This window comes from Streptomyces sp. NBC_01508, from assembly GCF_045040315.1.
Lineage (GTDB): Bacteria > Actinomycetota > Actinomycetes > Streptomycetales > Streptomycetaceae > Streptomyces.
In genome coordinates, this window is sequence record NZ_CP109419.1 from 7,649,305 (window position 1) to 7,671,072 (window position 21,768).

Below are 21,768 nucleotides of genomic sequence, written 5' to 3' on the forward strand. Positions count from 1 at the left end.
GACGTTCGCCGCATGCGGCGGCTGCCCGAGCACATGGTCCCGGCCGCGTTCGTCACGCTGGACGAGCTGCCGCTGACCGCCAACGGCAAGCTCGACCGCAAGGCCCTGCCCGCGCCCAGCGATGCCACGGGCACCGACCCCGGCCGAGAGCCGGCGGACGAGACCGAGGCCGCGCTCTGCGAGATCTTCGCCCAGGTCCTCGGCCTGGACACGGTCGGGGTCGACGACAACTTCTTCGAGCTGGGCGGGCACTCCCTGCTCGCGATCCGGCTGCTCTCCCGGATCCGGGCCAGGCTGGGTACAGAAGTCAAGATCAGAACACTGTTCGAGGCGTCGACGCCGGCCGGGTTGGCGAGGGCGGCGGCGGGTGTCGGTTCTGTGGAGGTGCCGGAGAATCTGATTCCGGTTGGTGCGGAGCGGATCACGCCGGGGATGCTGCCGCTGGTGGAGTTGTCGCAGGCGGAGGTCGACCGGGTGGTTGCGGCGGTCGACGGCGGAGCGGTGAATGTGGCGGACGTCTATCCGCTGGCTCCGCTGCAGGAGGGTTTGTTCTTTCATCACCTCATGGCGGGTGAGGGTGGGGATGTCTATCTGACCGCGCGTGTGGTGGAGTTCGACTCGCGGGCCCGGCTGGAGACGTTCACCGGGGCGTTGCAGCAGGTGATGGACCGGCATGACATCTACCGCACGGGTGTGGTGTGGGAGGGGTTGCGCGAGCCGGTGCAGGTGGTGTGGCGTCGGGCCGTACTGCCGGTCGTCGAGCACGTGCTTGAGGTTGATTCCGGCGAGTCTGCGCAGCGGGTGGAGGGCTTGACCGCCCTGGCGGGGTCGGTGATGGATCTGGGGCGTGCGCCGTTGGTGGATGTGCATGCGGCCGAGGTGCCGGAGGGGCGTTGGCTGGCTGTGGTGCGGATGCATCACATGTTGCATGACCACATGGGCATGGACGTGCTGCTGGACGAGCTCAGAGCGGTGCTCACAGGCCAGGCGGATCGGTTGGCGCCGGCGTTGCCGTTCCGAAATTTCGTGGCACAGACGCGGGCGGTGCCTCGGGCGGAGCATGAGCGGTACTTCGCCGAGCTGCTGTCTGATGTGACCGAGCCGACCGCCCCGTACGGGGTGCTCGATGTACGCGGCGACGGCGGTGCCGTGAAATCGGCGGCATTGCCTGTCGCCGATGAGGTTGCAGAGGGTTTGCGGCGGGTGGCGCGGGAGTTGGGGGTCAGCGCGGCGACGGTGCTTCATGTGGTGTGGGCGCGCGTGCTGGCGGCAGTGTCGGGTCGGGATGATGTGGTGTTCGGGACGGTGCTGTTCGGCCGGATGAATGCCGGTGAGGGTGCTGTCCGGGTGCTGGGCCCGTTCATCAACACGCTTCCGGTGCGGGTGCGGATCGGCCAGGTGGGGATACGTGCTGCGGTCGAGGGGATGCGGGATCAGCTGGCGGGGTTGCTGGAGCATGAGCATGCGCCGCTGGCGGTGGCGCAGCAGGCCAGCGGGATCACCGACAATGCGCCGCTGTTCACCTCGCTGTTCAACTACCGGCACATCACCGGCGCCGCCGAGAGCCTGATAAGTGAGGAAGAGGACGCTCAGCGGCGGATCGAGGGCATCCAGAGAATCACCGTCCAGGACCGGACCAACTATCCGGTGGTGGTGTCGGTCAACGATCGTGGGTTGGGCGGTCTGAGCCTGAGCGTGCAGACGGTCGACACGCTCGATCCGCAGGCGATCATCCAGTTGCTGTGCACCGCGATGGAGAACGTGGTCGACGCGTTCGCCGGCGTGCTGGGCGGTGGGGTGGATGTGGCGTTGGGTGTGGTGGATGTGTTGGGTGTGGGTGAGCGGGTTCGGTTGTTGGGGTGGAATGAGCCGGGGTTGGGTGTGTTGGGTGGGTCGTTGGTGGGGTTGTTTGAGGAGCGGGTGGTGGCTGGTCCGGGTGTGGTGGCGGTGGTGTGTGAGGGTGTGGAGTTGTCGTATGGGGAGTTGGATGTGCGGGCGAATCGGTTGGCGCGGTATTTGATGGGTCGGGGTGTGGGTGTGGGGTCGTTGGTGGGGGTGGTGTTGGAGCGTGGTGTGGATATGGTGGTGGCGTTGTTGGGGGTGTTGAAGGCGGGGGCGGGGTATGTGCCGGTGGATCCGCGGTATCCGGTGGAGCGGGTGGGGTTTGTGCTGGCGGATGCTGGGGTGGTGGGTGTGGTGACGTCGGTGGCGTGTGTTGGGTGGGTTGAGGGGTGTGTGTCTGGGGGTGTGGTGTTGGTGGTGGTGGATGATCCGGTGGTGGAGGGGGTGTTGGCGGGGTTGGATGGTTCGGTGGTGGGGTGTGTGGTGTCGGTGGATGAGGCGGCGTATGTGATTTATACGTCGGGTTCGACGGGGCGGCCGAAGGGGGTTGTGGTCAGTCATCGGAATGTGGTGGGGCTGTTGGGGTCGGCGGGTGGGTTGTTTGGTCTGGGTCCGGGGGATGTGTGGAGTTGTTTTCATTCGGTGGCGTTCGATTTTTCGGTGTGGGAGTTGTGGGGTGCGTTGGTGTTCGGGGCGCGGGTGGTGGTGGTGTCGTTTGAGGATTCGCGTTCGCCGGGGCGGTTTGCGGAGTTGTTGGTGCGGGAGGGGGTGACGGTGTTGAGTCAGACGCCGTCGGCGATGTATCAGCTGTTGGCGGTGGAGGGGTTTGTGGTGGGGGTGTTGCGGCTGGTGGTGTTTGGTGGGGAGGCGTTGGATGTGGTGCGGTTGTCGGGTTGGTGGGGTCGGGAGGGTGCTGGTGGGGTGGCGTTGGTGAATATGTATGGGATTACGGAGGCGACGGTGCATGTGTCGCATCGGCGGGTGGGTGTGGGTGATGGGGTGTTGGGCAGTGTGGTGGGTCGGGGGTTGGCGGGGGTGTCGGTGTTTGTGGTGGATGAGGTGTTGCGGCCGGTGCCGGTGGGTGTGGTGGGGGAGTTGTATGTGGCGGGTGTGGGGGTGGCGCGGGGGTATGTGGGTCGTGCGGGTTTGACGGGTGAGCGGTTCGTGGCGTGCCCGTTCGGGTCGGGTGGTGAGCGGATGTACCGGACGGGGGACCTGGCGCGGTGGACGGCGGATGGTCAGTTGGTGTTTGTCGGGCGTGCGGATGATCAGGTGAAGGTTCGGGGTTTCCGGATCGAGCCGGGTGAGGTCGAGGCGGTGTTGGCGGATCATCCGGGCGTTGCGCGGGTCGCGGTGGTGGCGCGTGAGGACACGCCGGGAGATGTGCGGCTGGCCGCGTATGTGGTCGCGGCCGGTGGTGATGGTGGTCTGGATCTTGAGGCTCTGCGGAGCTTCGCGGGGGCGCGGTTGCCGGACTATATGGTGCCGGCCGCGTTCGTGACGCTGGATGAGTTGCCGCTGACGGTCAACGGGAAGCTCGACCGTAAGGCGCTGCCCGCGCCGGAGTACGCCACGGGTGGGGGTCGGGGTCCGGCGACGGTGCGGGAGGAGATCCTGTGCGGACTGTTCGCCGATGTCCTCGGGCTGGAGTCGGTGGGGGTGAACGGTGACTTCTTCCAGCTGGGTGGGCATTCGCTGCTCGCGGTCCGGCTCGTGTCGAGGATCCGTGTCGTGCTCGGCGTGGAGCTGTCGTTGCGGGCGTTGTTCGAGGCGCCGACGGTGGCCGGGTTGGCGGCCCGTCTGGATGAGGGTGTGGGGCGGGCTCGGATGCCGTTGCGGGCGGTGGAGGTGCGTCCGGGGCGGGTGCCGTTGTCGTTCGCGCAGCGGCGGTTGTGGTTCCTGGGGCAGTTGGAGGGGCCGAGTCCGACGTACAACATTCCCATGGTGGTGTCGCTGGGCGGCGAGGTGGATGTCTCCGCGTTGGGTGCGGCGTTGCGTGATGTGATCGTCCGGCATGAGTCGCTGCGGACGGTGTTCCCGGCGGTGGACGGTGAGCCGTATCAGCAGATCATGGATGCGCGCGAGCTCGACTGGGACCTGCAGGTGTCGCAGGTCGCGAGGCTGAGCGAGCTGGGCGCGGCTGTGGGACAGGCGACGCGGTATGCGTTTGATCTGTCGGTGGAGTTGCCGGTTCGGGCGTGGTTGTTCGAGGCCGGGCCGGATGAGCGGGTGCTGGTCGTGGTGGTGCATCACATTGCCGGCGATGGGTGGTCGTTGGGTGTGCTGCGGCGTGAGTTCTCGGTGGCGTATGCGGCTCGGTCGCGTGGTGAGGCCCCGGGTTGGGTGCCGTTGCCGGTGCAGTATGCGGACTACACCCTGTGGCAGCGGGAGTTGCTGGGGGAGGAGTCGGATCCGGACAGTTTGATGGCGGCACAGGTGGGTTACTGGCGCGGGGTGCTGGCCGGGGTTCCGGAGGAGCTGGCGTTGCCGGTGGACCGGACACGGCCGGCGACGTCTGGGCACCTTGGTCATCGGGTGCCGTTGCGGGTGTCGGCTGAGGTGCATCGGCGGATGGTGGAGCTGGCGCGGGTCGAGGGTGTGACGGTGTTCATGGTGGTGCAGGCGGCGCTGGTGGTGACGTTGTCGCGGCTGGGGGCCGGGTCGGATGTTCCGGTGGGTGTGGCGGTTGCGGGTCGTACTGATGAGGCGTTGGACGATCTGGTCGGGTTCTTTGTGAATACGTTGGTGGTCCGGACGGATCTGTCGGGTGATCCGGTGTTCCGGGAGGTGTTGGGGCGGGTGCGGGAGGCGAGTCTGGGGGCGTTGGCGCATCAGGATGTGCCGTTCGAGCGGCTGGTGGAGGAGTTGGCGCCGGAGCGGTCGCTGGCGCGGCATCCGCTGTTCCAGGTGATGCTGACCCTGCAGAACGTGGAGCCTGTGGGAGGGGATTCGCAGGTCGCGGATCGATCGGCCACCGGCTCGGCGAAGTTCGACCTCGATGTGTCGTTGTCGGAGGTGCTGGACGATCAGGCGCGTCCGGCCGGGTTGCGGGGGTCGTTGATCGCGTCTGCCGATCTGTTCGATGTGGGGACTGCTGAGCGGTTGATGGGCTGGTTGGTGCGGGTGTTGGAGCAGGTGACGGCTGTGCCTGATGTCCGGCTGCATGTGGTGGATGTGTTGGGTGTGGGTGAGCGGGTTCGGTTGTTGGGGTGGAATGAGCCGGGGTTGGGTGTGTTGGGTGGGTCGTTGGTGGGGTTGTTTGAGGAGCGGGTGGTGGCTGGTCCGGGTGTGGTGGCGGTGGTGTGTGAGGGTGTGGAGTTGTCGTATGGGGAGTTGGATGTGCGGGCGAATCGGTTGGCGCGGTATTTGATGGGTCGGGGTGTGGGTCGTGGGGTCGTTGGTGGGGGTGGTGTTGGAGCGTGGTGTGGATATGGTGGTGGCGTTGTTGGGGGTGTTGAAGGCGGGGGCGGGGTATGTGCCGGTGGATCCGCGGTATCCGGTGGAGCGGGTGGGGTTTGTGCTGGCGGATGCTGGGGTGGTGGGTGTGGTGACGTCGGTGGCGTGTGTTGGGTGGGTTGAGGGGTGTGTGTCTGGGGGTGTGGTGTTGGTGGTGGTGGATGATCCGGTGGTGGAGGGGGTGTTGGCGGGGTTGGATGGTTCGGTGGTGGGGTGTGTGGTGTCGGTGGATGAGGCGGCGTATGTGATTTATACGTCGGGTTCGACGGGGCGGCCGAAGGGGGTTGTGGTCAGTCATCGGAATGTGGTGGGGCTGTTGGGGTCGGCGGGTGGGTCCTGTGATGGGTCTGGGGCCGGGGATGTGTGGAGTTGTTTTCAGTTCGCGTGGCGTTCGATTTTGATGCGTCGGTGTGGGAGTTGTGGGGTGCGTTGGTGTTCGGGGCGCGGGTGGTGGTGGTGTCGTTTGAGGATTCGCGTTCGCCGGGGCGGTTTGCGGAGTTGTTGGTGCGGGAGGGGGTGACGGTGTTGAGTCAGACGCCGTCGGCGATGTATCAGCTGTTGGCGGTGGAGGGGTTTGTGGTGGGGGTGTTGCGGCTGGTGGTGTTTGGTGGGGAGGCGTTGGATGTGGTGCGGTTGTCGGGTTGGTGGGGTCGGGAGGGTGCTGGTGGGGTGGCGTTGGTGAATATGTATGGGATTACGGAGGCGACGGTGCATGTGTCGCATCGGCGGGTGGGTGTGGGTGATGGGGTGTTGGGCAGTGTGGTGGGTCGGGGGTTGGCGGGGGTGTCGGTGTTTGTGGTGGATGAGGTGTTGCGGCCGGTGCCGGTGGGTGTGGTGGGGGAGTTGTATGTCGGCGGGTGTGGGGGTGGCGCGGGGGTATGTGGGTCGTGCGGGTTTGACGGGTGAGCGGTTCGTGGCGTGCCCGTTCGGGTCGGGTGGTGAGCGGATGTACCGGACGGGGGACCTGGCGCGGTGGACGGCGGATGGTCAGTTGGTGTTTGTCGGGCGTGCGGATGATCAGGTGAAGGTTCGGGGTTTCCGGATCGAGCTCGGGCGAGATCGAGGCGGTGTTGGCGGATGCATCCGGGCGTTGCTGCAGGTCGCGGTGGTCGTGCGCGAGGACACGCCGGGAGATGTGCGGCTGGCCGCGTATGTGGTCGCGGCCGGTGGTGATGGTGGCTCTGGCATCTTGACACGGCTGGTCTGCGGAGCTTCGCGGGGGCGCGGTTGCCGGACTATATGGTGCCGGCCGCGTTCGTGACGCTGGATGAGTTGCCGCTGACGGTCAACGGGAAGCTCGACCGTAAGGCGCTGCCCGCGCCGGAGTACGCCACGGGTGGGGGCCGGGGTCCGGCGTCGGTGCGGGAGGAGATCCTGTGCGGACTGTTCGCCGATGTCCTCGGGCTGGAGTCGGTGGGGGTGAACGGTGACTTCTTCCAGCTGGGTGGGCATTCGCTGCTCGCGGTCCGGCTCGTGTCGAGGATCCGTGTCGTGCTCGGCGTGGAGCTGTCGTTGCGGGCGTTGTTCGAGGCGCCGACGGTGGCCGGGTTGGCCGCGCGTATTGGGAGCTTCGGGGTCGAACCGACACGGCAGCCCTTGCGGGTGGTGGAGGTGCGTCCGGGGCGGGTTCCGTTGTCGTTCGCGCAGCGGCGGCTGTGGTTTCTGGGGCAGTTGGAGGGGCCGAGCCCGACCTACAACATTCCGCTGCAGGTGCGGTTGGCCGGTGAGCTGGACACAGTCGCGTTGAATGACGCGTTGCGTGATGTGATCGTCCGGCATGAGTCGCTGCGGACGGTGTTCCCGGCGGTGGACGGTGAGCCGTATCAGCAGATCATGGATGCGCGCGAGCTCGAGTCGCGACTTGAGGTATGCCGTGTGGAGGCTGGCGAGCTGGGCGCGGCTGTGGGACAGGCGACGCGGTATGCGTTTGATCTGTCGGTGGAGCTGCCGGTTCGGGCGTGGTTGTTCGAGGCCGGGCCGGATGAGCGGGTGCTGGTCGTGGTGGTGCATCACATTGCCGGCGATGGGTGGTCGTTGGGTGTGCTGCGGCGTGAGTTCTCGGTGGCGTATGCGGCTCGGTCGCGTGGTGAGGCCCCGGATTGGGTGCCGTTGCCGGTGCAGTATGCGGACTACACGCTGTGGCAGCGGGAGTTGCTGGGGGAGGAGTCCGACCCCGGCAGTTTGATGGCGGCACAGGTGGGTTACTGGCGGGAGGTGCTGGCCGGGGTTCCGGAGGAGCTGGCGTTGCCGGTGGACCGGGCGCGTCCGGCGGTGGCGAGTCATGTGGGTCATCGGGTGCCGTTGCGGGTGCCGGCCGAGGTGCATCGGCGGATGGTGGGGCTGGCGCGGGCCGAGGGTGTGACGGTGTTCATGGTGGTGCAGGCGGCGCTGGTGGTGACGTTGTCGCGGCTGGGGGCCGGGTCGGATGTTCCGGTGGGTGTGGCGGTTGCGGGTCGTACTGATGAGGCGTTGGACGATCTGGTCGGGTTCTTCGTGAATACGTTGGTGGTCCGGACGGATCTGTCGGGTGATCCGGTGTTCCGGGAGGTGTTGGGGCGGGTGCGGGAGGCGAGTCTGGGTGCGTTGGCGCATCAGGATGTGCCGTTCGAGCGGCTGGTGGAGGAGCTGGCGCCGGAGCGGTCGCTGGCGCGGCATCCGCTGTTCCAGGTGATGCTGACCCTGCAGAACGTGGAGCCTGTGGGAGGGGATTCGCAGGTCGCGGATCGATCGGCCACCGGCTCGGCGAAGTTCGACCTCGATGTGTCGTTGTCGGAGGTGCTGGACGATCAGGGGCGTCCGGCCGGGTTGTGGGGTGGCCTGACTGTTTCGGCTGACCTGTTCGATGTGGGGACTGCTGAGCGGTTGATGGGCTGGTTGGTGCGGGTGTTGGAGCAGGTGACGGCTGTGCCTGATGTCCGGCTGCATGGGGTGGATGTGCTGGGTGCTGATGGGCGTGACCTGCTGCAGCAGTGGAATGACACGGGGTTGGAGGTAGTTGGCTCGTCGGTGCTGGGGTTGTTCGAGGAGTGGGTGGTGGCTGCTCCGGGTGCGGTGGCGGTGGTGTTTGAGGGTGTGGAGTTGTCGTATGGGGAGTTGGATGCGCGTGCGAATCGGCTGGCGCATTTCTTGCGTGGCCGGGGTGTGGGCCGTGAGTCGGTGGTGGGGCTTCGTCTGCCGCGTGGTGCGGAGATGCTCGTAGGGATTGTGGGTGTGTGGAAGGCGGGGGCTGCGTATCTGCCGGTCGATGGTGGGCTGCCGGTGGAGCGGGTGGAGTTCATGCTGGCGGATGCCGGCGTGAGTGTGGTTGTGGATGGGGGTGTCCTTGATGGGCTGGCGGGGTATTCGGACATTGCGCCGGGTGTGGTGGTTGATGCTGCTGGTCTGGCGTATGTGATTTATACGTCGGGGTCGACGGGGTGGCCGAAGGGTGTGGGGGTGTCGCATGGGTCGTTGGTGAATTTGGTGTCGGTGTTTGGTCCTGTGATGGGTGTGGGGCCGGGTGTGGGGGTGTTGCAGTTTGCGTCGTTTGGTTTTGATGCGTCGGTGTTGGATGTGGCGGTGGCGTTGTCGTCGGGGGCGGTGTTGTGGGTTGCGTCTGAGGGGCAGCGGGAGCAGCCGCGGCGGCTTGGGGAGTTGGAGGGGGTGCGGGCGGCGAGTGTGGTGCCGTCGTTGCTGGGGGTGCTGGAGCCTGGCGATCTGGCGCGGGTTGAGGCGATCGTGGTGGGTGCTGAGGCGGTCAGTGAGGCGGTGGCGCGGACCTGGTCGGTGGGGCGTCGGTTGGTGCATGCCTATGGGCCGACCGAGGCGACGGTGATCGTGGCGATCGGGGTGGTGGACGCGGAGCGGCCGGGTCAGGTGCCGTTCGGGCGGCCGATCGCCAACTCCCGTCTGTATGTGCTGGATGAGGTGTTGCAGCCGGTTCCGGTGGGTGTGGCGGGGGAGTTGTATGTCGCCGGGGCGCAGCTTGCGCGTGGCTATGTGGGGCGTGCGTCGCTGACCGGGGAGCGGTTTGTGGCGTGCCCGTTCGGGACCGGTTCGGGGGAGCGGATGTATCGCACCGGGGACCTGGCCAGGTGGACGGACGATGGGCAGTTGCTGTTCGCCGGGCGTGCGGATGAGCAGGTGAAGATCCGCGGGTTCCGTATCGAGCCCGGTGAGATCGAGGCTGTGTTGCTGTCGCAGCCGGACGTGGCACAGGCGGCGGTGATCGTGCGCGAGGACACGCCGGGGGTCAAGCGTCTGGTGGCCTACGTGGTACCGGTGGACCAGGATGTCGATGCTCTTGACGGAGATGGGCTGCGAGAAGCAACTGTGTCCCGGTTGCCGGAGTACATGGTGCCGGTCGCGTTCGTGACGCTGGGCGAGTTGCCGCTGACGGTCAACGGGAAGTTGGACCGTAAGGCGCTGCCGGTGCCGGAGTTTGCCGCAGGCGGCGGTCGGGGTCCGGCTTCGGTGCGGGAGGAGGTCCTGTGTGCGGTGTTCGCCGAGGTGCTGGGTGTGGAGTTGGTGGGTGTCGATGACAACTTCTTCCGGCTGGGTGGGCATTCGCTGCTGGCGGTGACCCTGGTGGAGCGGTTGCGGGTTCGGGGTGTGTCGGTGTCGGTGCGGGCGTTGTTCGAGGCGTCGACGCCGGCCGGGTTGGCGAGGGCGGCGGCGGGTGTCGGTTCTGTGGAGGTGCCGGAGAATCTGATTCCGGTTGGTGCGGAGCGGATCACGCCGGGGATGTTGCCGCTGGTGGAGTTGTCGCAGGCGGAGGTTGACCGGGTGGTCGCGGTGGTTGACGGCGGAGCGGTGAATGTGGCGGACGTCTATCCGCTGGCTCCGCTGCAGGAGGGTTTGTTCTTTCATCACCTCATGGCGGGTGAGGGTGGGGATGTCTATCTGACCGCGCGTGTGGTGGAGTTCGATTCGCGGGCCCGGCTGGAGACGTTCACCGGGGCGTTGCAGCAGGTGATGGACCGGCATGACATCTACCGCACGGGTGTGGTGTGGGAGGGGTTGCGCGGAGCCGGTCCAGGTGGTGTGGCGGCAGGCGGAACTGCCGGTCATCGAGCACGAGATCGACAGCCGGACCATGAACGCGGTGGATGCCTTGACCGCCCTGGCGGGGTTGGTGATGGATCTGGGTCGGGCGCCGTTGATGGATGTGCATGCGGCCGAGGTGCCGGAGGGGCGTTGGCTGGCTGTGGTGCGGATGCATCACATGTTGCAGGACCACCTGGGCATGGACGTGCTGCTGCAGGAGCTGCGGGCGGTGCTGTCCGGTGAGGCCGAACAGATAGCCCCGGCACTGCCGTTCCGGAACTTTGTGGCGCAGACGCGGGTAGTGCCGCGGGCTGAGCATGAGCGGTACTTCGCCGGGCTGTTGGGTGATGTGACCGAGCCGACCGCTCCGTACGGGGTGCTCGACGTACGCGGCGACGGCAGCGGGGTTGGCGAGGCATCGGTTGCGATCGCCGATGAGGTCGCTGAAGGGTTGCGGAGGGTGGCGCGGGAGTTGGGGGTCAGCACGGCCACTGTTCTGCACGTGGTGTGGGCGCGCGTGCTGGCGGCAGTGTCGGGGCGCGACGATGTGGTGTTCGGGACGGTGCTGTTCGGCCGGATGAATGCCGGTGAGGGTGCTGACCGGGTGCTGGGCCCGTTCATCAACACGCTTCCGGTGCGGGTGCGGACCGGCCGGGTGGGGGTACGTGCTGCGGTCGAGGGGATGCGGGACCAGCTGGCGGGGTTGCTGGAGCATGAGCATGCGCCGCTGGCGGTGGCGCAGCAGGCCAGTGGCGTTGAGGCCAGTACGCCGCTGTTCACGTCGTTGTTCAACTACCGGCACATTACCGGTGCCGGCGGGAGTCCGACCGGCGGGGAGCCGGACGAGCGGCGGCCCGTTGAGGGCATCCAAACGGTCTTCGCCCAGGAGCGGACCAACTATCCCGTGACGGTTTCGGTCAACGATCTGGGCGTCGCCGGGTTCAGTGTGAGCCTGGAGACGGCCGAGGGCATCGATCCTGAGAGTGTCGGCCGTTCTGTGGTCATTGCGCTGCGGAATGTGGTCGACGCGCTGGCGGCTGTGCTGGACGGTGGCCCGGACACGCAGCTGGCTGCGGTGGACATCCTGGACCCACGAGAGCGGGATCGGCTCTTGTCGGAGTGGAATGACACGGGGTCGGAGGTAGTTGGCTCGTCGGTGCTGGGGTTGTTCGAGGAGTGGGTGGCGGCTGCTCCGGGTGCGGTGGCGGTGGTGTTTGAGGGTGTGGAGTTGTCGTATGGGGAGTTGGACGCGTCGGCGAATCGGTTGGCGCGCTATCTGATGGGCCGGGGTGTGGGCCGTGAGTCGGTGGTGGGGCTTCGTCTGCCGCGTGGTGTGGAGATGGTGGTTGGGATTGTGGGTGTGTGGAAGGCGGGGGCTGCGTATGTGCCGGTGGATGGTGGGCTGCCGGTGGAGCGGGTGGAGTTCATGCTGGCGGATGCCGGCGTGAGTGTGGTGGTGGATGGGGGTGTCCTTGATGGGCTGGCGGGGTGTTCGGATGTGTCGCCGGGGGTGGTGGTTGATGCTGCTGGTCTGGCGTATGTGATCTATACGTCGGGGTCGACGGGGTGGCCGAAGGGTGTGGGGGTGTCGCATGGGTCGTTGGTGAATTTGGTGTCGGTGTTTGGTCCTGTGATGGGTGTGGGGCCGGGTGTGGGGGTGTTGCAGTTTGCGTCGTTCGGTTTTGATGCGTCGGTGTTGGATGTGGCGGTGGCGTTGTCGTCGGGGGCGGTGTTGTGGGTGGCGTCTGAGGGGCAGCGGGAGCAGCCGCGGCGGCTTGGGGAGTTGGAGGGGGTGCGGGCGGCGAGTGTGGTGCCGTCGTTGCTGGAGGTGCTGGAGCCCGGCGATCTGGTGCGGGTTGAGGCGATCGTGGTGGGTGCTGAGGCGGTCAGTGAGGCGGTGGCGCGGGTGTGGTCGGTGGGGCGTCGGTTGGTGCATGCCTATGGGCCGACCGAGGCGACGGTGATCGTGGCGATCGGGGTGGTGGACGCGGAGCGGCCGGGTCAGGTGCCGTTCGGGCGGCCGATCGCCAACTCCCGTCTGTATGTGCTGGATGAGGTGTTGCGGCCGGTTCCGGTGGGTGTGGCGGGCGAGTTGTATGTCGCCGGGGCGCAGCTTGCGCGGGGCTATGTGGGCCGGCCGGGTTTGACGGGTGAGCGGTTCGTGGCGTGCCCGTTCGGGACGCGGTTCCGGGGAGCGGATGTACCGGACCGGGGACCTGGCCAGGTGGACGGCGGACGGGCAGTTGCTGTTCGCCGGGCGTGCGGATGAGCAGGTGAAGATCCGCGGGTTCCGTATCGAACTCGGCGAGATCGAGGCTGTGTTGCTGTCGCAGCCGGACGTGGCGCAGGCGGCGGTGATCGCACGTGAGGACACGCCGGGTGACAGGCGGCTGGTCGCCTACGTGGTGGCTGCGGACGCTGGCACTGGTGGCGGCGGCATGGACACGGCTGGACTGCGTGACCTCGTGGCGTCGCGGTTGCCGGAGTACATGGTGCCGGCCGCCTTCGTGACGCTGGCGGAGCTGCCGCTGACGGTCAACGGCAAGCTCGACCGCAAGGCCCTGCCGGCGCCGGAGTACGCCACGGGTGTCGGCCGTGCCCCGGCGACCGTGCGGGAGGAGATCCTGTGCGCGGTGTTCGCCGACGTGCTGGGACTGGAGTCGGTCGGCGTCGACGACAACTTCTTCCAGCTGGGCGGGCATTCGCTGCTGGCGGTACGGGTGATCTCCCGGATTCGTGTGGTGCTGGGGGTGGAGGTCGAGGTCCGGGCGTTGTTCGAGGTCCCGACGGTGGCGGGGCTCGCGGCGCGGCTGGCCGAGGGTGCAGGGCAGGCCCGCAGGGCGTTGGCGGTGGCGGAGTCGCGGCCGGAGCGGGTGCCGTTGTCGTTCGCGCAGCGGCGCCTGTGGTTCATCGACCAGTTGGAGGGGCCGAGCCCGACGTACAACCTCCCGGTGCCGATCCGGCTCAATGGCGTCGACGCCGCTGTGCTGGAGCAGGCGTTGCGGGATGTGATCGGGCGGCATGAGTCGTTGCGCACGGTGTTCCCGGCCGTGGACGGAGAGCCGTACCAGCGGATCCTCGACCCGTCGGACCTGGACTGGGGGCTTGAGGTTTCCCAGGTCGCTCCCGAGAACCTGGCCGATGCGGTGGCGGAGGCGTCGCGTTATGCGTTCGATTTGTCGGGGGAGTTGCCGGTTCGGGCGTGGTTGTTCGAGGTCGGGCCGGAGGAGCAGGTGTTGGTGGTGGTGATGCACCACATTGCCAGCGACGGCTGGTCGACCGCGCCGCTGGGTCGGGATCTGTCCACTGCGTATGCGGCTCGGTTGCGTGGTGAGGTTCCGGTGTTCGAGCCGTTGCCGGTGCAGTATGCGGATTACGCTTTGTGGCAGCGGGAGTTGTTGGGGGAGGAGTCGGATCCGGGGAGTCTGCTGTCGGAGCAGGTGGGTTACTGGCGGGAGGTGCTGGCCGGTGCGCCGGAGGAGATCGCGCTGCCGGCGGACCGGGTGCGTCCTGCCGTGGCGACGCATGTGGGGCACCAGGTGCCGTTGCGGGTGTCGGCCGAGGTGCATCGGCGGATGGTGGAGCTGGCGCGGGCCGAGGGCGTGACGGTGTTCATGGTGCTGCAGGCGTCGTTGGCGGTGACGCTGTCGCGGCTCGGCGCGGGCACCGATGTCGCGATCGGGTCCGGTGTGGCGGGTCGTACGGATGAGGCGTTGGACGACCTGGTCGGGTTCTTCGTGAACACGTTGGTGGTCCGGACGGATCTGTCGGGTGATCCGGTGTTCCGGGAGGTGTTGGGGCGGGTGCGGGAGGCGAGTCTGGGTGCGTTGGCGCATCAGGATGTGCCGTTCGAGCGGTTGGTGGAGGAGTTGGCGCCGGAGCGGTCGATGGCCCGGCATCCGCTGTTCCAGGTGTCGTTGACCTTGCAGAACGTCGAGCGGGCCGGGCTGGAGATGTCTGGTGTGCGGACGGGCGGGGTCGGCGGAGTCGAGGGCGCGATGACGGCGTCGGCGAAGTGCGACGTGGATGTGATGGTCGGGGAGGTCTACGACGAGGACGGCCGTCCGGCGGGGTTGCGTGGGTCGGTCATCGGGGCGGTGGATCTGTTCGACTTCGGCTCGGTGGAGGCCCTCGCTCAGCGGTGGAGCCGGGCGCTGGAGCAGGTGACCGCGGCGCCCGACACCCGGCTGGGTGCCGTGAACGTACTGGGGGTCGACGAACGAGAGCAGCTGCTGCGCGGATGGAACGACTCGGCGGTCGAGGTGGCCGGTTCGTCGATGGTGGAGCTGTTCGAGGCGCAGGTGGCGCGAACTCCGGGTGCGGTGGCGGTGGTCGGCGACGGGGTTGAGTTGTCGTATGGGGAGTTGGATGCGCGGGCGAATCGGCTGGCGCACTATCTGCGTGGGATGGGTGTGGGTGCGGAGTCGGTGGTGGGGGTGTGCCTGCCTCGTGGTGGGGGGTTGGTGACCGCGATCCTGGGGGTGTTGAAGGCGGGGGCGGCGTATCTGCCGATCGATGGTCAGCTGCCTGCTGAGCGGGTGGCGTACATGCTTGGCAACGGTGGTGCAGAGCTCGTGGTGGCGGAGCGCTCGGCGGCCGAGGGTGTGGTTGAAGCTCTAGTTGGTGTGTCGGTGGTGTGGCTCGATGAGCCGCAGGTGCAGGCGCAGATAGCGGCCATGTCGGAGACTTCGCCCGGGGTGGTACCGGAGTCTGCTGGGTTGGCGTATGTGGTTTATACGTCGGGTTCGACGGGGGTGCCGAAGGGTGTGGGGGTGGTGCATGCAGGGGTGGTGAATTTGGTGGCGGCGCAGGTTGAGCGGTTTGTGGTGGGGTCGGGTTCGCGGGTGTTGCAGTTTGCGTCGGTCGGGTTCGATGCGGCGGTTTCCGAGATGTTGGTGACGTTGTGTTCGGGGGCTGCGTTGGTGGTGGGGTCGGTGGAGGAGTTGTTGCCGGGTGGTGGGTTGGTGGAGGTGGTGGCGCGGCATTCGGTGACGCATGTGACGTTGCCGCCCGCGGTGTTGGGGGCGTTGGGTGTGGGTGATCTGGGTTCGGTGACGACGTTGGTGTCGGCGGGTGAGGCGTTGGACGCGGGGTTGGTGGAGCGGTGGTCGTCGGGGCGTCGGCTGGTCAATGCGTATGGTCCGACGGAGGTGACGGTGTGTGCGTCGATGTCGCAGCCGCTGGTGCCGGGTGATGTGCCGTCGATCGGTGGGCCGATCGCCAACGTCCGTGCGTTCGTGTTGGACGAGGCGCTGCAGCCGGTGCCGGTCGGGGTCCTGGGCGAGCTGTATGTGGCGGGTGCGGGGGTGGCGCGGGGGTATGTGGGGCGTGCGTCGCTGACCGGGGAGCGGTTCGTGGCGTGCCCGTTCGGGGCCGGTTCCGGGGAGCGCATGTATCGCACCGGGGATGTGGTGAAGTGGACGCCGGGCGGTCAGTTGCTGTTCGGCGGGCGTGCGGATGCGCAGGTGAAGATCCGCGGCTTCCGCATCGAACTCGGCGAGATCGAGGCCGTGTTGTCGATGCATGCCGAGGTGGCGCAGGCCGCGGTGATCGTGCGGGAGGACACCCCGGGCGACAAGCGTCTGATCGCCTACGTGGTGCCGGTGGACGCGGGCATCGGTCGATGCGGCATGGACGCGAGATGGGCTACGAGACCTCGTGGCGTCGCGGTTGCCGGAGTACATGGTGCCGGCCGCGTTCGTGACGCTGGGCGAGCTGCCGCTGACGGTCAACGGCAAGCTCGACCGCAAGGCCCTGCCCGCGCCGGAGTACGCCACGGGCGTCGGCCGTGCCCCGGCGACGGTGCGGGAGGAGGTCCTGTGCGCGGTGTTCGCCGACGTGCTGGGACTGGAGTCGGTCGGCGTCGACGACAACTTCTTCCGGCTGGGTGGGCATTCGCTGCTGGCGGTGACCCTGGTGGAGCGGTTGCGGGTTCGGGGTGTGTCGGTGTCGGTGCGGGCGCTGTTCGAAGCGCCGACGCCGGCCGGGTTGGCCATGGCTACCGGTAGCGAAGCGGTGGAGGTGCCGGAGAATCTGATTCCGGTTGGTGCGGAGCGGATCACGCCCGAGATGCTGCCGCTGGTGGAGCTGTCGCAGGCCGAGGTCGACCGGGTGGTCGCGGCGGTCGACGGCGGAGCGGCGAATGTGGCGGACATCTATCCGCTGGCTCCGCTGCAGGAGGGGATGTTCTTCCACCACCTCATGGCGGGTGAGGGTGGGGACGTCTATCTGACCGCGCGTGTGGTGGAGTTCGACTCGCGGGCCCGGCTGGAGACGTTCGTACAGGCCCTGCAGCAGGTGATGGACCGGCACGACATCTACCGCACCAGTGTGGTGTGGCAGGGGCTGGCGGAGCCGGTCCAGGTCGTATGGCGTCGGGCCGTACTGCCGGTCGTCGAGCACGTCCTCGAGGTTGATTCCGGCGAGTCTGCGCAGCGGGTGGAGGACTTGACCGCCCTGGCAGGGTCGGTGATGGATCTCGACCGGGCGCCGTTGACGGACCTGCATGTGGCCGAGGTGGCGGAGGGCCGGTGGCTGGGTGTGGTGCGGATGCACCACATGCTGCAGGACCACCTGGGCATGGACATGATGTTGCAGGAGCTGCGGGCGATCCTGGCTGGGCAGCCCGAGGAGCTGAGGCCCGCACTGCCGTTCCGGAACTTTGTGGCGCAGATGCGGGCGGTGCCTCGGGCGGAGCATGAGCGGTACTTCGCCGAGCTGCTGTCTGATGTGACCGAGCCGACCGCCCCGTACGGGGCGCTCGACGTACGCGGTGACGGCAGCGATGTGGTGGCTGAAAGCATGCCGCTCTCCGATGAGGTGGTGGAGACGCTGCGGCAGGTGACGCGGCAGATGGGGGTCAGCCCGGCCACTGTGCTGCATGTGGTGTGGGCGCGCGTGCTGGCGGTGCTGTCGGGTCGGGATGACGTGGTGTTCGGCACGGTGCTACTCGGACGGATGACCGCCGGTGCAGGAGCCGATCGGGTAGTAGGTCCGTTCATCAATAGCCTCCCGGTGCGGGTGCGGACCGGTGGGGTCGGTGTGCGGGCTGCGGTCGATGGGATGCGGGACCAGTTGGCGGCGCTGCTCGAACACGAGCACGCCCCGCTGGCGCTGGCTCAACAGGCCAGCGGGATCGCGGGCGACACCCCGCTGTTCACCTCTCTCTTCAACTACCGCCCTGCCGAGCAGGAATCGGATGCTGTGGAGCAGCGTTCGATTGAAGGCGTTCGGTATGTCTTTGAACGGGACCAGACCAACTACCCGTTGGCCGTGGCCGTCAATGACAACGGTGCCGCTGGACTGCGCGTGAGTGCGCTGGCGGTTGATCCCATCGATCCGCGGGAGGTCTGCCGTCTGTGGTGCACCGCGATTGAGAACGCGGTCAATGCCTTGGCCGGCACGCTGCACGGCGGGCCCGATGTGCCGCTCACTGCGGTGAATGTGCTCGATCAGCAGGGGCGCGAGCAGGTGCTCGTGGAGTGGAACGACACTGCTGTCGGTGATCTAGGCGGGACTGTCGTGGAGGTGTTCGCGCGGCAGGTGGCGGCTGATCCTGACGCTCCTGCTGTGGTCGCTGGTCAGGACGTGCTGACGTATCGCGAGCTTGATGTCGCGTCGAATCGCTTGGCGCATTTCCTGCGGGGTCTGGGGGTGGGGCCGGAGGTGGTAGTCGGGCTCTGCTTGCCGCGCGGTGCGCAGATGGTCACTGCGGTTCTGGGAATCTTGAAGGCCGGAGCGGCATATCTGCCGATTGATACAGGGCATCCGGCGGAACGGATCGGGTTCATGGTGGCCGACAGCCGCATACCCGTGTTACTCGGCATCGAGGATGTGCTGGATGAGTTGCCACTACGCGGCGTAATGCCGGTGGGATTGGACGACCGACAGGTGCAGGCGCAGATAGCGGCCATGTCGGAGACTTCGCGCCGCGGCTGGTACCGGAGTCTGCCGATGGAGCTGGCGTATGTGATCTATACATCCGGGTCCACGGGTGTCCCCAAGGGCGTGGGGGTCTCGCACGGGTCGTTGGCGAATCTGGCAGCGGAGTTCGGTCCGGTGATGGGCGCCGGGCCGGGGGTGCGGATGCTGCAGTTCGCGTCGTTCAGCTTCGACGCATCCGTGCTTGAGGTGAGTACCGACGTTGTGTTGCGGGTGCGGTTTCGCTGGTGGTGGTCGGTGCCGAGGAGTTGTTGCCGGGCGGTGGGCTGGTGGAGGTGGCTGGCGCGGTCATTCGGTGACGCATGTGACGCTGCCGTCCGCGGTGTTGGGGCCTGTTGGAGTGTGGGTGATCTGGGTTCGGTCGACGACGTTGGTGGTCGGCGGGTGAGGCGTTGGACGCGCGGGTTGGTGCGCAGCGGTGGTCGTCGGGGCGTCGGCTGGTGCACATGCGTATGGTCCGACGGAGGTGACCGTGATGGTGGCGTGGGCGATGTCGCAGCCGCTGGCGGCCGGGTCCGATGTGCCGTCGATCGGTGGGCCGATCGCCAACGTCCGTGCTGTTCGTCGTTGGACGAGACTGCTGTCCGCCGGTGCCGGTCGGGGTCCTGGGCGAGCTGTATGTGGCCGGTGCGGGGGTGGCGCGGGGCTATGTGGGGCGTGCGTCGCTGACCGGGGAGCGGTTCGTGGCGTGCCCGTTCGGGACCGGTTCCGGGGAGCGCATGTACCGCACCGGGGACCTGGTGAAGTGGACGCCGGGCGGTCAGTTGCTGTTCGGCGGCCGTGCGGATGATCAGGTGAAGATCCGCGGCTTCCGCATCGAGCCCGGCGAGATCGAGGCCGTGTTGTCGATGCATGCCGAGGTGGCGCAGGCCGCGGTCATCGCCCGCGAGGACACTCCAGGTGACAAGCGTCTGGTCGCCTATGTCGTCCCCGCCGACGGCGACGCGGAAGCGGTCAGCGATGACGTGCGGGACTTTGCCGCATCGCGGTTGCCGGACTACATGCTCCCGGCTGCGTTCGTCACGCTGGCGGAGCTGCCGCTGACCGCCAACGGCAAACTCGACCGCAAAGCCCTGCCGGCCCCCGCATATGCTGCCGCAGCCGGTACGGGGCGGGGACCCTCGACGGCGCAGGAAGAGATTCTGTGCGGGGTGTTCGCCGAGGTGCTGGGCCTGGAGTCGGTCGGCGTCGACGACGGCTTCTTCGAGCTGGGCGGTCACTCGCTGCTGGCGGTACGGCTGGTCTCGCGGATCCGGACCGTGCTCGGTGCGGAGTTGCCACTGCGGGTGTTGTTCGAGGCGCCGACGGTGGCCGGGCTCGCGGCCCGGTTGGCGGAGAGCGCGGGGCAGTCGCGGACGCCGTTGCGGGCGGCGGTGATGCGTCCGGAGCGGGTGCCGTTGTCGTTCGCGCAGCGGCGGCTGTGGTTCATCGACCAGTTGGAGGGGCCGAGCCCGACGTACAATCTTCCTGCGGTCGTTCGGCTGACGGGGAACGTGGAGCCCGCGGCCTTGGGCGCAGGCGTTCCGGGATGTGATCGGGCGGCATGAGTCGCTGCGGACGATGTTCCCGGCCGTGGACGGTGAGCCGTATCAGCAGATCCTCGACCTGCAGGGACCTGGACTGGGAACTGGACGTGCGCCAGGTGGAGTCCGGCCGGCTGGCCGATGCCGTGGAGCAGGCGACGCGATATGCGTTCGATCTGTCGGTGGAAGTGCCGATCCGGGCGTGGCTGTTCGCGTCGGGGGATGAACATGTGCTGCTGGTGGTGGTGCACCACATTGCCGGCGACGGCTGGTCGACCGCGCCGCTGGCGCGGGATCTGTCCACTGCGTATGCGGCTCGGTTGCGTGGCGAGGCTCCGGGCTGGGTGCCGTTGCCGGTGCAGTATGCCGATTACACGCTGTGGCAGCGGGAGTTGTTGGGGGAGGAGTCGGATCCGGACAGTGTGCTGTCGCAGCAGGTGGGTTACTGGCGGCGGGCGCTGGCCGGGGTGCCGGAGGAGCTGGCGTTGCCGGTGGACCGGGTGCGTCCTGCGGTGGCGACGCATGTGGGGCACCAGGTGCCGTTGCGGGTGCCGGCCGAGGTGCATCGGCGGGTGGTGGAGCTGGCGCGGGCCGAGGGCGTGACGGTGTTCATGGTGCTGCAGGCGTCGTTGGCGGTGACGCTGTCGCGGCTCGGCGCGGGCACCGATGTCGCGATCGGGTCCGGTGTGGCGGGTCGCACGGATGAGGCGTTGGACGAGTTGGTGGGCTTCTTCGTCGACACGTTGGTGATTCGTACGGATCTGTCGGGTGATCCGGAGTTCCGGGAGGTGTTGGGGCGGGTGCGGGAGGCGAGTCTGGGTGCGTTGGCGCATCAGGATGTGCCGTTCGAGCGGTTGGTGGAGGAGCTGGCGCCGGAGCGGTCGCTGGCCCGGCATCCGCTGGCGCAGGTGGTCCTGACGTTGCAGAACGTGGAGCGCGCGGGGTTGGAGATGCCTGGTGTGCGGGCGGGGTCGGTGGCCGGCATGGAGGCGGCCGTGGCGGCGTCGGTGAAGTGTGATGTGGACGTGATGGTGGGGGAGGCCTACGACCAGGACGGTTCTCCGGCGGGGTTGCGTGGGTCGGTGACCGGGGCGGTGGATCTGTTCGACGCCGGTTCGGTGGAGGCCATGGCCGAGCGGTGGAACCGGGTGCTTGAGCTGGTCACGACGGCGCCCGACACCCGGCTGGGCGCGGTCGTTGTCCTCGACGCGAGTGAGCGGGATCAGGTTCTCGTCGAGTGGAATGACACTGCGGCCCCGGTTGCGGGTGCGTCGGTGGTGGAGTTGTTCGAGGCGCAGGTGGCGCGGGCTCCGGGTGCGGTGGCGGTGGTCGGTGACGGTGTCGAGTTGTCGTATGCGCAGTTGGATGTGCGCGCGAATCGGCTGGCGCACTATCTGCGTGGGATGGGTGTGGGTGCGGAGTCGGTGGTGGGGGTGTGTCTGCCGCGTGGTGGGGAGTTGGTGACCGCCATCCTGGGGGTGTTGAAGGCGGGGGCGGCGTATCTGCCGGTTGATGGGCGGCTGCCGGTGGAGCGGGTGGCGTTCATGCTGGCTGACAGCCGTGCGCAGTTGGTGCTGGGGACGCAGGAGGCGTTGGATGATCTGCCGGTGGGGCGGGTACGGATGGTTGCGGTCGATGACCCGATGACCACCATGCTGGTCGACGGTTGTTCGGACACGTCGCCCGGGGTGGTACCGGAGTCTGCTGGGTTGGCGTATGTGGTTTATACGTCGGGTTCGACGGGGGTGCCGAAGGGTGTGGGGGTGGTGCATGCAGGGGTGGTGAATTTGGTGGCGGCGCAGGTTGAGCGGTTTGTGGTGGGGTCGGGTGCGCGGGTGTTGCAGTTTGCGTCGGTCGGGTTCGATGCGGCGGTTTCCGAGATGTTGGTGACGTTGTGTTCGGGGGCTGCGTTGGTGGTGGGTGCCGGTGGAGGAGTTGTTGCCGGAGGTGGTGGCGTTGGTGGAGGTGGCTGAGCGCGGCA

At 67.7% G+C, this 21,768-nt stretch carries 5 protein-coding genes and 4 pseudogenes; all 9 read left to right on the top strand.

The features are described from left to right. Nucleotides 1-33: 33 nt before the first annotated feature. A pseudogene (locus OG700_RS35315) lies at nucleotides 34-5,022 on the top strand (amino acid adenylation domain-containing protein); the annotation flags it as partial. Between the two features lie 250 nt (nucleotides 5,023-5,272). Beyond that, nucleotides 5,273-5,611, top strand: a pseudogene (locus OG700_RS35320) (AMP-binding protein); the annotation flags it as partial. Between the two features lie 50 nt (nucleotides 5,612-5,661). Beyond that, nucleotides 5,662-6,204, top strand: a complete 543-nt coding sequence (locus OG700_RS35325; RefSeq protein ID WP_405620808.1) for an AMP-binding protein — start codon at nucleotides 5,662-5,664, stop codon at nucleotides 6,202-6,204. Nucleotides 6,205-6,537: 333 nt separating this feature from the next. After that, nucleotides 6,538-10,269, top strand: a pseudogene (locus OG700_RS35330) (amino acid adenylation domain-containing protein); the annotation flags it as partial. Continuing rightward, nucleotides 10,262-12,592: an AMP-binding protein gene (locus tag OG700_RS35335; protein ID WP_405620810.1), complete on the top strand. Its 2,331-nt coding sequence runs from the start codon at nucleotides 10,262-10,264 to the stop codon at nucleotides 12,590-12,592. The pseudogene OG700_RS35330 and the gene OG700_RS35335, both read left to right, overlap by 8 nt. Further along, nucleotides 12,522-15,812, top strand: a pseudogene (locus tag OG700_RS35340) (amino acid adenylation domain-containing protein); the annotation flags it as partial. The gene OG700_RS35335 and the pseudogene OG700_RS35340, both read left to right, overlap by 71 nt. 337 nt (nucleotides 15,813-16,149) lie before the next feature. Next, nucleotides 16,150-18,933, top strand: coding sequence for a condensation domain-containing protein (locus OG700_RS35345; protein ID WP_405620812.1), 2,784 nt, complete (start codon nucleotides 16,150-16,152; stop codon nucleotides 18,931-18,933). Then, nucleotides 18,855-19,811, top strand: coding sequence for an AMP-binding enzyme (locus OG700_RS35350; protein ID WP_405620814.1), 957 nt, complete (start codon nucleotides 18,855-18,857; stop codon nucleotides 19,809-19,811). The genes OG700_RS35345 and OG700_RS35350 overlap by 79 nt, the downstream gene beginning before the upstream one ends. 86 nt (nucleotides 19,812-19,897) lie before the next feature. Further along, nucleotides 19,898-21,760, top strand: coding sequence for a condensation domain-containing protein (locus OG700_RS35355; RefSeq protein WP_405620816.1), 1,863 nt, complete (start codon nucleotides 19,898-19,900; stop codon nucleotides 21,758-21,760). Nucleotides 21,761-21,768 lie beyond the last annotated feature (8 nt).

What these genes read in the sequence shown, in the direction of transcription:
- OG700_RS35335 (WP_405620810.1), top strand. Translation starts at nt 10,262, where the DNA reads ATGACATCTACCGCACGGGTGTGGTGTGGGAGGGGTTGCGCGGAGCCG.